The sequence below is a fragment of the Arenibacter arenosicollis genome (genome assembly GCF_014397245.1).
GTDB lineage: Bacteria > Bacteroidota > Bacteroidia > Flavobacteriales > Flavobacteriaceae > Arenibacter > Arenibacter arenosicollis.
On record NZ_JACLHY010000018.1, the window covers coordinates 16,791 to 29,946 of the forward strand.

Below are 13,156 nucleotides of genomic sequence, written 5' to 3' on the forward strand. Positions count from 1 at the left end.
TAGGGTTTTTTTATGCGTGAATTATAAAAATAGTGGGTCTCTTATGTAGGTCAATGGTAGTTCTTTGCCAATCCGCCGCTTTTTTGGTGGCGATAAATTCGGTAGGCAAGGTAATGTCGCAGGCAATACAGATCAAGGTTTGTGGGGAAAGGGTTTTTATTAATTCGGCTAACAATTTGTCGTTTCTATAGGGGGTTTCAATGAAGATTTGAGATTGATCGTGGTCTCTGGACAATTTCTCGAACTTCTTGATGCATTTTTTTCTTTCTCCTGCCTCTATGGGCAGATATCCATTGAAGGCAAAGCTTTGGCCATTTAAACCACTGGCCATAAGGGCCAATAGAATAGAGGAGGGGCCCACCAAAGGCACTACCTGTATTCCCTTTTCATGTGCAATACGAACAATGTCGGCACCGGGATCTGCTATTCCCGGGCATCCGGCTTCTGATAATATACCTACATTATATCCTTCAAAACAAGGGTCTAAAAAAGTGGGAAGAATTTCTGGCTCGGTAAATTTGTTGAGTAGGTTAATATGTAAACTAGGTTGGGATTTTTTAGAACTTATTTTTTTTATAAAATGCCTAGCAGTTTTTTCATTTTCAACTATGTAGTGATCAATATGTTCAATGGTCCTTTTGATGGATATTGGCAATACCTCCAAGGGTTCATTGTCGCCTAAAGTGGTTGGGATTAAATATAGTTTTCCAATATTGCCCATTGTATGGTCCATAGGTATTACATTATTTATGCATTAAATCCTTGGCAATAATGTTGCATGCCGAATCTATTAAATGAAAAACTTCCTCAAAACCGTCATCACCTCCATAATAGGGGTCTGGCACTTCTTTGTTGGTTGAATCCGATTTATGAAGTAATAAATTCACTTTTGCTATTTCATTCTTGTTATTGGCTAGGGCAATTATGTTTTCATAATTACTTCTGTCCATTGCAAAAATAAGATCAAAGTCGCTAAAATCTTTGTACGTGAATTGTCTACAACGTTGCTGGCTAATATCAATCCCGTATCTTTTGGCTATTGAAATAGAGCGATTATCCGGTTTTTTTCCAATATGATAGCTAGCGGTACCCGCTGAATCCACATGAAAAGTTGCCTCATCCAGCTTACTTTTTAGAATACCTTCGGCCAAGGGCGACCTACATATATTCCCTAAGCATACCATAAGGACTTTGGTTCTCATGCTTATGTATAAATATTAGGAAAACTTCTTTGTTAAGTCGTCTATGTATTTCCGGAATTGTTTGTCTGTTTCTGCTAGGTTATCAACAGTTTTGCAAGCGTGCAATACTGTAGCGTGATCTCTTTTTCCAATTTGGGACCCAATACTTGCCAAAGATGCTTTGGTGAATTTTTTAGCAAAGAACATGGCCAATTGCCTTGCTTGTACAATATGTCTTTTTCTGGTTTTGGACTGTAAAGTAGCCACATCCATTTCGAAATAGTCGGAAACTACTTTTTGAATATAATCTATGGATACTTCCCTTTTGGTATTCTTTACGAATTTCTCCACTACCAATTGGGCTAATTCAAGAGTAACTTCTTTCTTGTTAAAGGAAGATTGGGCAATTAGTGAAATTATGGCCCCTTCCAATTCCCGAATATTGGTTTTTATGTGTTTGGCAACGTAGTCTATAATATCCTCGGGCATTTCTACGCCATCGCGATACAATTTATTTTTTAGGATCGATATCCTTGTTTCGTAATCTGGTGTCTGTAGCTCTGCGGATAATCCCCATTTAAAACGGGATAACAAACGCTGTTCTATATCCTGCATATCTACAGGGGCCTTGTCCGAAGTTAGGATTACCTGCTTGCCATTCTGGTGCAAATGATTAAAAATGTGGAAGAAAACATCCTGGGTACCAGACTTTCCTGACAAAAATTGCACGTCATCAATAATAAGCACATCGATCAATTGATAGAAATGAATAAAATCGTTTCTAGTATTCTTCTTAACCGATTCAATATATTGTTGGGTAAATTTTTCGGCGGAGATATACAGTACCGTCCTTTCTGGGTATTTATCCTTTATCTCAACACCAATTGCATGTGCCAAATGTGTTTTTCCCAAACCAACACCGCCAAAAACCAATAAAGGGTTAAAAGAGGTTCCGCCTGGTTTGTTGGCAACGGCCATGCCCGCTGATCTGGCCAATCTATTGGAATCACCTTCCAAGAAATTGTCGAAATTGTAACTCGGATTTAATTGGGATTCAATTTTAATGTTTCTTATCCCTGGAATTACAAATGGATTCTTTAATTCCGGGTTTTTGGATTTTATGGCGACGTCCAATTCTTGGGGCTCAACATGAGACCTATTGGAACTCGGTATTTTTTCTGTAAAAGGTTCACGATTGCCATAGGTGTTTTCCATTTTAATGATGTACACCAATTTGGCGGTCTCACCCAATTCTTTGGTAAGTGCTACTTTTAATAGTTTAACGTAGTGTTCTTCCAGCCATTCATAAAAGAATTTACTAGGAACTTGAATGCTCAGGGCATTATCGGAAAGTTTAACAGGTTTTATTGGCTCGAACCAAGTTTTGAATGCCTGCGGTTGGATATTGTCTTTAATAAAGCCCAAACAATGGTTCCATACGGACGTTGCAGTAACACTCATTTTTAATGTTTTCTTTTTTTTGGTTAGTGTAAATTACTGATGATATTCAGCCAGGTTAATTGGGATTATCAAGTAGGCAAATATGTGAACAAATATTCTAAAAAAAAAATCCAAAGAGGTTGAATTTTCCCTTTTTTTTCCTCATGTTGTACCACAATATTTTCACACTTTTAAATATAAAGGTTTTACACGGAATAACATGGATTTTAATGAATTTTCTTTTAGGGTTAGATACGGCGAAACAGATCAAATGGGGGTAGTTTATCATGGTAATTACCCGCAATACCTAGAGATGGGACGGGTGGAGTGGCTAAGGTCCATGGGCATTTCCTACAAAACGATGGAGGAAAACGGAATAATGTTGCCTGTAATTTCCTTAAATATTACATACAGGAAATCAGCAGTTTATGATGACCTTTTGACGGTTAAGACATTTATTCGAAAGAGGCCAATGGTTAGAATAGAATTTGACTATGAGATACGCAATGAGGCTAATGAATTGTTGATAGAGGCTAATACCGTTTTGGCATTTATAGACATGAAAACGAATAAGCCCATTAAATGTCCGAGCTATATCCTGGATAATCTAAATATCTAGTTTTTTTATTTTTACAGGATACATTGCAGCAAAAATATTTTCGGTAAGATCAGCGTCGTTTTTTCTAACGGATATTTCAATTGCACAATCCATTTCCATTTTTTGAGCTGTTATTTCCATTTGATGTTGTTTGATGGTTCTCATAACCTTGTCCATATCGGAATATTCAAAAGAAAGCAAATATCTTTGCTGCAATGTCTTTTCTATTATATGAGCAGAATCGAGAGCCATTTGGGCTGCTGTTCTATATGCGGATATTAATCCTCCGACCCCTAACTTGGTACCGCCAAAAATACGTGCCACGGCAACAAGGACATTTGTGACTTCAAACGACTGTATTTGGCCATAGATTGGCATTCCTGCCGAGTTGTTGGGTTCACCGTCATCATTCGCCCTATAGTTGACATCCTTAAACCCTAATTGCCAAGCGTAACAAACATGATTGGCAGTGTGGTGCAGTTTCCTTAATTCCTCAATTATAGGCTTTACATCTTCCTCGTCCCTTATTGGGAAGGCATATCCGAAAAATTTGCTTTTGCGTTCTTTGAATAATATTTCCTTAGAGGGCGATTCCAAGGTTTTGTAGGTATCAGACTCCATAATGTTCCATTAAAAAAAAGCGACCAGGAATATACTGATGACCGCTAATGTAATTCCCATCCAATTTTTGATGCTGATACGCTCCTTGAACAGTATAACCCCTAAAAGCGTAGAGAACATTACGATGGCTACATTATTTATAGTAAAAACAGATGCACTGTTAAGGTTTTCGTGCTGTAGTGCACGCAACAGGTAATATATAGAAAAATAATTAAGAATGCCCAGTCCAATTCCGCCGAGAGCAGTTGTGATACTCGGTGTAGAACGTGTCCTAAAGGATTTTATGCCGATAAAAATAATACCAGTTATCGCGGCAGAGCCAAAAACAACTGCGGAAAACAGGGGAAACTCCTCTTTAGGGACAAGTGTTTCTTCCAGATATTTAATACTGGTATCTATAATGCCCGAACCAATAAACACCAAGACGGGGAGTATCAGGACATTCTTCTTTATCAGTATATTCCTTTCTTTTACAGAAGCGAAATATACTGCGGCCAGGGCCAAAAAAATGCCTATGGATTTTAAGGCCCCTAGTTTTTCATCATATACCAACATGCCAAAGATAACTGGAATTACAAGCGACATTTTTGTAGCTACCGAAGCCACGGATACCCCACTTTTTTGAGAGGTAGCGGCCATGAGATTAAACACGAGAATAAACAATATGCCCAAAACCAGAGTACCCAGGAACCATGGTTTTGTAGGTATTTCCAATAGAACAATATTTTTTTCATACAATATCATTCCAACCGTAGAGGCAACCACATAATTAATTATGATGGCATATAAGGTTTCTACCTTATAAGTGTCAAACAGTTTGAAAACAACAAAAATTAAACTGGAAAACAGTACGCTTAAACCTAGGTCCAACATGCTACAGTCTTTCCTTTAATTGAACAACATCTTCTTTGCCAACCAAAAGGTTCCACGTTTTTATTCCCAATTTTTTGGCGGCATCCGTATTTTCTTTGGTGTCGTCAATAAAAAGGGTGTCCTCTGGGCTCAGATTATTTTGCTCCAATACAAATTGAAATATTTCATCATTTGGTTTTCTTAATTTAATTTCATGCGATAGATAAAACTGTTCAAAAGAGTTTTTAAACCGCCCGTAATTTTCGGCACCCATAATCTGTCTCACGTGGGGGATGTGAAATGCATTGGTGTTGCTTAAAAGAAATAGTCTATACTTTTTCTCTTTTGCCAAGCCTTCCAAAAACCTAAGACGGTGATCCGGAAAATCCAGCAACATGGAATTCCAAACATTAATGATTTCCTCTTTGGTAAGGTCGGGGAAATCCGGTCGAAGTAGAGCTACAAACTCCATTGAGCTGATATTGCCAACTTCAAAATCCTCATTTATGGAATGATATTTAGGTAGAAATTCTTGGACGTTTGTGTTTTTCAACGCTTTAAAAACTACCTGTTTGTCCAGGTTGATAAATATATCCCCAAAATCGAATATAATGTTCTTGATCATGCTTTAAGAGTGTTAGTGTATCTGTTTCTATTTGCTTTTCGCTGATGGTAATACCGTGAATTTCAGGAGCTATCAGGCCTTTCCCAAATACATTTTTGCCCTTAAATATTCTAGCTTCATCCCAATGTTCTGCATCTATAAAGCTTTGTAGTGTTTTGGCTCCGCCTTCAATAATAACACTTAATATTTGATGTTTATATAGGATAGCGCATATTTGGGATGCCAATTTTTTTTCAAAATCAATTTCCTCATATATTATTCCGTCTTTAGGCTTTTTAGGTCCAGGGTCACTAAGAATGATGGTTGTTACACTGCCATCCATTACGTGGTATTTACCGCTTATTTTCAACTTCCTGTCCAAAACAATTCTAATTGGATCCTTACCTTTCCAATGGCGAACGTTTAGCTTTGGGTTATCGGCCAATACGGTGTTGGTCCCCACTAAAATGGCCTGTTCTTGACTTCGCCATTGATGCACCAATTGCTGCGAATGCGGGTTGGTAATCCAAAAAGGTTCAAGATTGCTACTTCTTTTTTCTTGTGCTGGCGCTATATAGCCATCTGCCGTTTCTGCCCATTTTAAAATAATATACGGCCTCATTTTGGTATGATAGGTCAGAAATCGCCTATGGTGCTCACGGCACTCTTTTTCAAGAACACCAACCCTCACCTGGCAGCCCGCAGCCCTAAGCTTTTCAATGCCTTTACCGGCTACTTTTTCGTGAGGGTCCATTAGGCCTATAATTACCTTGGGAATCCCATGCTTTATAATTAGGTCAGCACAAGGAGGGGTTTTGCCATAATGGGAACATGGTTCCAGGGTTACGTACAAAGTAGCTTCTTTTAATAGCGCTTTGTCCTTAACGGAATTTATGGCATTAACCTCGGCATGGGGCCCACCATAGGGACTAGTGTAGCCTTCTCCTATAATAGTGTCGCCATGAACAATAATACTGCCCACCATGGGGTTGGGATAGGTAGATCCCAATCCATTTTTGGCGAGCTGTATACATCTTGAAATATATTTTTCGTGTATCTTCACTTCGTAAAAATAGAACAATATAGGTATATTATTGATAAACATATGTTAGTCACTATTATAAGAGAAATTCAGCCTGGTGACAATGAGGAGGTTGCAAGGGTGATAAGGAAAGTTTTAGAGGATTTGGGTGTTCCCAAAGTAGGGACCGCGTATGCCGATAAAGCCTTGGATAGGATGTATGGGAATTATGATGTTCCAAGGGCGGCTTATTTTGTGGCCGAGGAAAATGGCCGTATTTTAGGATGTGCAGGAATTGCCCAATTGGAAAATTATGATGGGAACGTTTGTGAATTGCAGAAAATGTACTTTCTAGAAGAAGCAAGGGGCAGGGGATTGGGTCTTAAAATGATCAATGTTTGTGTAAATAAAGCTATTGAATATGGATATGAACAATGCTACTTGGAAACCATGCCCTATATGAAGGATGCCCAAAAACTATATTTAAAGTCCGGATTTCATTATATAAATGAGCCTATGGGCAATACCGGTCATTATTCATGTCCTGTTTGGATGCTTAAAAGTTTGTAGAGAACAGTTGCAGCCTAAGGGATACTGTTGAGTTACTGGTGGTTTATACTGTTTGCAAAAAGTTGGGAATGTTATTAAAAGAGATTAAAAGAATTTACCATTTAGAGCTAGATCCAGTTTTTCCAAAAGGAGAGGTAGATAGCTTTTTTTATTTGGTAATAGAGCATTATTTGGGTTTGGAAAGATTTGTTTTGGTCATGGAACCTAATTTGGTAGTGTCCAAGGAAAATGAGGAACCCTTGTTTTATGTACTAAGTCAATTAAAAGAAGAACGTCCCATTCAACATATATTGGGGAAAGCCCATTTTTGTGAACTAGAGTTTTATGTGGACCAAAATGTTTTGATTCCTCGGCCGGAAACTGAAGAATTGGTGTATTGGATACTGGAAGAGCTACAAAGGCAGGATTCCACAAAAGAGATAAAAATATTGGATATTGGAACAGGAAGTGGCTGTATTGGCATTTCCCTGGCCAAAAATCTCTCCAATGCCAAAGTGGTTGCTATGGATATTTCAAAAAAAGCCATTCAGGTGGCAGAACGGAATGCCAAGAAAAATAATGTGGACATAGAGTTTGTTGAAGGGGATATCCTATCCATATTGGATTTTGAAGGTAAATTTGACGTAATAGTGTCTAATCCCCCTTATGTCAGGGAATTGGAAAAAGTTGAAATGAAAAATAATGTACTGGACCATGAACCTGAATCGGCACTTTTTGTTTCGGACAGGGATCCTTTAATTTTCTACAAAAAAATTGTTCAATTTGGCGTAGATCATCTTAAGAAAAAGGGTGTTTTGTACTTTGAAATCAATCAATATTTAGGTGAGGAGACAAAAGAACTTTTGGGAAATGGAAAATTTTCGGAAATTGAACTCAGAAAAGATATGTTTGGGAATGATAGGATGTTGAAAGGAATGCTCAATGCTTGAGGTCTTTATTGTTATGGGTGAAGGGCCAATACGTGTTTAGCGGGAACATAATTTCGAATTAAACAATCTAGGATTTACGTATAAGTAAGTTGTGTAAATTATGAAAAGCGTAGTTGTGTTTTGTGGAAGTAGTGAGGGCAATGACCCGGAAATAGTGGAATGCGCCTATCAATTGGGGGCAAGATTGGCCAGTGAAGGAATTACCTTGGTCTATGGTGCCGCAAAAATAGGCATTATGGGTAAATTGGCGCAAGGGGCCCTTGACCACGAAGGTAAGGTTATTGGTGTTATCCCGGATTTTCTAAAATTAAAGGAAGTGTTCCATTCTGGACTTACCCAACTAATCATTACCACGAACATGCATAAACGCAAATTAAGGATGCACGACCTTTCCGATGGAATTATTACACTCCCAGGCGGATATGGTACCATGGAGGAATTATTCGAGATGATTACCTGGGCACAACTTGGCCTCCATCAAAAACCTATTGGGCTTTTATATGTCAATGGATTTTATGATGAATTGCTTGCCATGTTGCGTACTATGGTAAGTAAGGGCTTCTTAAAACAGGAATACTACGATATATTATTAATAGATAATTCTATTGAAGGACTTTTAAATAAAATGAAAAACTACCAACCTTTGCCATTGCCAAAGTGGATTAAAAAGGAACAGCTATAAATGGAGATCAAAAAGAAGATAGAAAACCTTAGAACTGAGCTTAGGGAGCATAATTATAATTATTATGTCCTGGACAATGCCATCATTTCCGATTATGAGTTCGATATGAAACTAAAGGAGCTGCAGGCTTTGGAAGAAAAATATCCTGAATTTTATGATGCTGGTTCCCCAACCTTAAGGGTAGGTGGGGCCATCACCAAGAATTTTGAAACCTTGGTACACGAACATCGCATGTATTCCTTGGACAATTCCTATTCCAAAGAAGATCTGGAGGATTGGGAAAAACGCATTCAAAAAATATTGGGAGACGCGCCGGTTGAATTTACCTGTGAACTTAAATACGATGGGGCTTCCATCAGTTTAACGTACGAGGATGGCAGGCTGGTACGTGGACTGACACGCGGTGATGGTTTTCAGGGCGATGACGTTACCAATAATATAAAGACCATTAGATCGGTACCCTTACAATTGAAAGGGGATTACCCACCCAAATTTGATATTCGTGGGGAAATTGTATTGCCTTTTGAAGGCTTTGCCAAAATGAACCAAGAAAGGATAGAGAATGGGGAAGAGCCTTATATGAACCCTAGAAATACAGCTTCTGGCAGTTTAAAATTGCAGGACAGTGCCTTGGTAGCAGAAAGACCCTTGGATTGCTTGCTGTACAGTATTGTTGGCGTAAATTTAAAATTGGAATCCCAATGGCAAATGTTGGGGAAAGCTAGAGACTGGGGGTTTAAAGTTCCAAAAGCGGCCAAATTATGTAAAACCACAGATGAGGTTCTGGAGTTTATAGAGTATTGGGACAAACATAGGCATGAATTGCCCTATGAGACCGATGGGGTGGTTATTAAAGTGAATAGTATACAGCATCAAGAAGAATTGGGGTATACCTCCAAATCTCCACGTTGGGCTATGGCCTATAAATTTAAAGCGGAGCAGGTTTCTACGATTTTGAATGAGATTACATACCAAGTTGGGCGTACAGGGGCTATAACTCCAGTAGCCAATTTGGAGCCTGTACTTTTGGCAGGTACTACCGTAAAAAGAGCTTCTCTCCATAATGCCGACCAAATAGAAAAGTTGGACATTAGGGTGGGGGATACCGTTTTTGTGGAAAAAGGAGGAGAAATAATCCCAAAAATTGTGGGGGTGGATTTCAGCCAAAGAACTTTGGATTCGCATCCTACCAACTATATCGATCATTGTCCAGAGTGTAATACCCAATTGGAACGTACCGAGGGAGATGCCAAACACTATTGTCCTAATGAATATGGCTGTCCTCCACAGATTACAGGCCGTATTCAACATTATATTTCCCGGAAGGCTATGGATATAGAAGGTCTTGGAGGAGAAACTGTTGAACTTCTTTTTAAGGAAGGACTTATTAAAAACTATGCGGACCTCTATTTACTTACCAAGGAACAACTGATACCATTGGAACGCATGGCCGAAAAGTCGGCCGAAAATTTGGTAAATGGAGTCGCTGAATCGGTCAAAATTCCTTTCGAGCGGGTATTGTTTGCCTTGGGAATCAGGTTTGTTGGCGAAACAGTGGCCAAGAAACTGGCAAAGGCCTATAAAAATATAGACGCCCTTATGATGGCTTCTGCAGAAGAATTGATGGGGGTAGACGAGATTGGGCAACGTATTGCGGAAAGTGTGGTATTATTTTTTAAGAACGAAATCAATTTGGATATCATAGCTAGACTAAGGGAATACGGAGTGCAATTTGAAGTCTCAGCCGAAAAGCTTCAAAATCAGACGGATCTTTTGAAGGGGCAGACCTTTGTTGTGTCAGGTGTTTTTGAAAAGCTCAGTAGGGATGAACTTAAAAAATTAATCGAAGACAACGGAGGAAAAGTGGGGTCGAGTATTTCTTCAAAAACTTCTTATCTTGTGGCAGGAGATAAGATGGGTCCCAGTAAAAGAACAAAAGCAGAAAGCTTGGGAGTGTCCATTATTTCGGAAACCGATTTTATAGGTATGCTATAATTTGCCTATTATGAAGAATGATGATTATCAATTTATGCCACAGATGGTTTAGGAAGATTATGAAGTTTAAAAAGTGCTACGCTAAATAAGAATTATGTATACCATCCTGCTACTGCTAATCTGTATTGTTTTCATTATTGTAGCTTCCACTCGTTTTAAGCTTCACCCATTTTTGGCATTATTGGCCGCCAGCCTGTTATTCGGTATTTTTTCAGGGCTCCCATTGGATGAGCTCATAAGAACTATTAACGAGGGGTTTGGTGCAACCATAGGTGGTATCGGTATCATTATTATCGCGGGTTTAATTATAGGGACTTTTCTGGAAAAATCGGGCGGAGCCTATACCTTGGCTAACCTTGTCTTAAAAATCATTGGTCCCAAGCGGGTACATATGGCGATGGGTTTTATTGGTTATTTTGTATCCATACCAGTATTTGCCGATAGCGGTTTTATTATTGTCTCCCCATTGAATAGGGCACTTACCAAAAAGGCAAAATTGTCCTTGGCGGGAACAGCAGTGGCCTTGTCACTAGGGTTAATGGCTTCCCACACTATGGTGCCCCCAACTCCTGGACCCATTGCTGCTGCAGGAATCTTAGGTGCAGATTTGGGTCAGGTTATCCTCTTTGGCCTAATGACCAGTATACCGGCCCTGTTGGTCTGTATTTTGTTTGCCAAAAAAATAGGATCCAAAATTTTCATTGATCCCGCGCCAAAACTAACGGAGGAGCAGATCAATTCCCAGCTGGGAAATGCCCCATCTGTTTTTAAATCCTTTATACCTATAGTCGTTCCAATTATTCTTATTGTGTTGAGGTCTTTTGCCGAATACCCCACTATGCCGTTTGGTGACGGAACTTTTAAGTACGCCATAGGATTTGTGGGCAACCCAGTGGTGGCCTTGTTGATCGGAATGGTTCTGTCATTTACCCTGCCGAAGAAATTGGATAAGGAAATGTTAAGCACCTCGGGCTGGATAGGGGAGGCACTAACTTCCGCAGCCATTATTATATTAATAACTGGAGCCGGCGGAGCATTTGGAAAAGTTCTACAGACTTCGGACATTAGTTCCTTGTTGGAGAACAGTATTTCCAATGGAAATTTGGGGATATGGCTACCATTCTTAATTGCTGCAGGTATTAAGACCGCACAGGGCTCCTCTACAGTAGCCATAATTACAACAGCTTCCATTATTGCCCCTTTGATGCCTGCAATGGGATTTGATACCGAGGTTTCAAAAGCTTTGGCGGTCATTGCTATTGGCGCAGGTGCATCCTTGGTCTCACATGCCAATGATAGCTTCTTTTGGGTAGTAACCCAAATGAGTGATATGAAGGTGAATCAAGGATATAGGACACATAGTTTAGGGACTGCCATTTTGGGCTTTTCAGCAATGATAGTTCTAACCATAATTAGTTTATTAATATAATTTAAAAAGGATGAAAGTTTTTAAGACCAACCAAGGTGTTCTAATCGAAAATAACCATAAATTTTATCTAACGGATTTGGATTGGGATTCGTTTATTACGGATGATGACATTTATACCAATACCCTGACCTTAATTTCCAAATTAGATCCTATTGGGAATAGTGAACCATTATTGAATGGCAGTATAATGCCTCCTGTAGGGCGTCAAGAAATTTGGGCTTCCGGGGTAACTTATTACAGCAGTAGGGAGGCGCGTATTGAAGAATCCAAAGATGCTGGGGGAGGCGATTTTTATGACCGGGTATATAATGCTGAAAGGCCGGAATTGTTTTTTAAAAGTACTGCAAGCCGGGCTGTGGGGCATAAGCAGGATGTTCGGATCAGAAAGGATTCCAAATGGAACGTTCCGGAGCCGGAATTGACATTGGTAATAACTCCCAATGCAAAAATAATAGGGTATACTATAGGTAACGATATGAGCTCTAGGGATATTGAAGGGGAGAATCCCTTATATCTCCCACAGGCAAAGAGCTATGATGGAGCAGCGGCTATAGGGCCCTGTATTTGGCTGACCAAGGAACCCATTTCCATGGATACCAAGATTAAAATTCAAATTGTTCGTAAAGGTAATACCGTATTCGAGGGTGAGACCGAGGTGGGACAAATGAAAAGAAAACTTACCGATCTTGTTCACTACCTGTATCGTGAAATGTCTTTTCCTTATGGCAGTCTTTTAATGACCGGGACCGGAGTGGTGCCGCCCGATTCCTTTACCCTTGATCACGGTGATGTTATTAACATTACAGTAGATTCAATAGGGACCTTATCCAATACTGTAGCATAGATTGATAATTTAATAAATGAACAATGTCCTTTCCAAAAAGTTATAAGGAATTTGAAGAAACCCTTGCGCAACACTCGCCACCGCCTACTTGGTCCGGAGCTTTGAAGGCTATGTGGTTCGATGTTAAGGGAGATTGGGAGTCGTCCCATAATATTGCTCAGGACATGTATGATAACCATGGGAGCTGGATCCATGCTTATTTGCATAGAAAAGAAGGGGATAAATATAATGCGGGTTATTGGTATAGAATGGCAGGGAAAACATTTCCTAGCATGAACTTGGAGGATGAACAACGGCAATTGGTGGAGTATTTTTTAGCGGAATAGCACTATCAACGATTGTTTCGGGCTAAAAGTTTAGTCGTTATTAATTAAATGAAAAAGGCCGTGA

The 13,156-nt window shown here is 39.3% G+C and carries 15 protein-coding genes; 8 read left to right on the plus strand and 7 right to left on the minus strand.

Annotated elements, in window-relative coordinates; all coding sequences use genetic code 11:
• Positions 1–10 precede the first annotated feature (10 nt).
• Genes H4O18_RS15670 through dnaA form a run of 3 tightly spaced genes read right to left on the minus strand, consistent with a single transcriptional unit; the run spans position 11 to position 2,642 of the window.
• Positions 11–733, minus strand: coding sequence for an SAM-dependent methyltransferase (locus tag H4O18_RS15670; RefSeq protein WP_187586260.1), 723 nt, complete (start codon positions 731–733; stop codon positions 11–13).
• A gap of 10 nt (positions 734–743) precedes the next feature.
• Entirely contained in the window at positions 744–1,202 is a 459-nt protein-coding gene (locus H4O18_RS15675) for a low molecular weight protein-tyrosine-phosphatase (protein WP_187586262.1), read from the minus strand.
• 15 nt (positions 1,203–1,217) lie between these two features.
• Entirely contained in the window at positions 1,218–2,642 is a 1,425-nt protein-coding gene (gene dnaA, locus H4O18_RS15680; RefSeq protein WP_103440993.1) for a chromosomal replication initiator protein DnaA, read from the minus strand.
• Between the two features lie 199 nt (positions 2,643–2,841).
• Here dnaA and H4O18_RS15685 point away from each other — a divergent pair, with 199 nt between their 5' ends.
• Entirely contained in the window at positions 2,842–3,240 is a 399-nt protein-coding gene (locus tag H4O18_RS15685; protein WP_187586264.1) for an acyl-CoA thioesterase, read from the plus strand.
• On the opposite strand, the gene H4O18_RS15690 is transcribed toward H4O18_RS15685, so the two are convergent.
• From H4O18_RS15690 to ribD, 4 genes are read right to left on the minus strand one after another with little or no spacing between them, the layout of a single operon-like run.
• Positions 3,229–3,840, minus strand: a complete 612-nt coding sequence (locus H4O18_RS15690; RefSeq protein WP_187586266.1) for an IMPACT family protein — start codon at positions 3,838–3,840, stop codon at positions 3,229–3,231. The two genes, H4O18_RS15685 and H4O18_RS15690, sit on opposite strands and share 12 nt — an antisense overlap.
• A gap of 9 nt (positions 3,841–3,849) precedes the next feature.
• Positions 3,850–4,713 carry a DMT family transporter gene (locus H4O18_RS15695; RefSeq protein WP_187586268.1) on the minus strand — a complete coding sequence of 288 codons (864 nt, stop codon included), beginning with the start codon at positions 4,711–4,713 and terminating at the stop codon, positions 3,850–3,852.
• Between the two features lies 1 nt (position 4,714).
• Positions 4,715–5,317 (minus strand): HAD family hydrolase, encoded by a 603-nt coding sequence (locus H4O18_RS15700; RefSeq protein ID WP_187586271.1) that lies wholly within the window; start codon positions 5,315–5,317, stop codon positions 4,715–4,717.
• A complete protein-coding gene (gene ribD / locus H4O18_RS15705; RefSeq protein WP_187586413.1) occupies positions 5,250–6,359 on the minus strand; it encodes a bifunctional diaminohydroxyphosphoribosylaminopyrimidine deaminase/5-amino-6-(5-phosphoribosylamino)uracil reductase RibD in 1,110 nt (369 codons plus the stop codon). The genes H4O18_RS15700 and ribD overlap by 68 nt, the downstream gene beginning before the upstream one ends.
• A gap of 42 nt (positions 6,360–6,401) precedes the next feature.
• Here ribD and H4O18_RS15710 point away from each other — a divergent pair, with 42 nt between their 5' ends.
• The 7 genes from H4O18_RS15710 to H4O18_RS15740 all read left to right on the plus strand — a co-directional run bounded on the left by H4O18_RS15710 (position 6,402) and on the right by H4O18_RS15740 (position 13,092).
• Positions 6,402–6,887, plus strand: a complete 486-nt coding sequence (locus H4O18_RS15710) for a GNAT family N-acetyltransferase (protein ID WP_187586273.1) — start codon at positions 6,402–6,404, stop codon at positions 6,885–6,887.
• A gap of 68 nt (positions 6,888–6,955) precedes the next feature.
• Positions 6,956–7,816, plus strand: a complete 861-nt coding sequence (gene prmC, locus H4O18_RS15715; RefSeq protein WP_187586275.1) for a peptide chain release factor N(5)-glutamine methyltransferase — start codon at positions 6,956–6,958, stop codon at positions 7,814–7,816.
• Between the two features lie 100 nt (positions 7,817–7,916).
• Complete coding sequence (locus H4O18_RS15720; RefSeq protein WP_187586277.1) at positions 7,917–8,498, plus strand: LOG family protein; 582 nt, start codon at positions 7,917–7,919, stop codon at positions 8,496–8,498.
• Positions 8,499–10,493 carry an NAD-dependent DNA ligase LigA gene (ligA, locus tag H4O18_RS15725; protein ID WP_187586280.1) on the plus strand — a complete coding sequence of 665 codons (1,995 nt, stop codon included), beginning with the start codon at positions 8,499–8,501 and terminating at the stop codon, positions 10,491–10,493. It abuts the gene before it with no gap.
• 94 nt (positions 10,494–10,587) lie between these two features.
• The gene (locus tag H4O18_RS15730; protein WP_187586282.1) at positions 10,588–11,922 is read left to right on the plus strand and encodes a GntP family permease; all 1,335 of its coding nucleotides are present in this window, start codon (positions 10,588–10,590) and stop codon (positions 11,920–11,922) included.
• A gap of 10 nt (positions 11,923–11,932) precedes the next feature.
• Positions 11,933–12,766: a fumarylacetoacetate hydrolase family protein gene (locus H4O18_RS15735; RefSeq protein WP_187586284.1), complete on the plus strand. Its 834-nt coding sequence runs from the start codon at positions 11,933–11,935 to the stop codon at positions 12,764–12,766.
• A gap of 23 nt (positions 12,767–12,789) precedes the next feature.
• Positions 12,790–13,092, plus strand: coding sequence for a hypothetical protein (locus H4O18_RS15740; protein ID WP_187586285.1), 303 nt, complete (start codon positions 12,790–12,792; stop codon positions 13,090–13,092).
• The last annotated feature ends 64 nt before the right edge of the window (positions 13,093–13,156 follow it).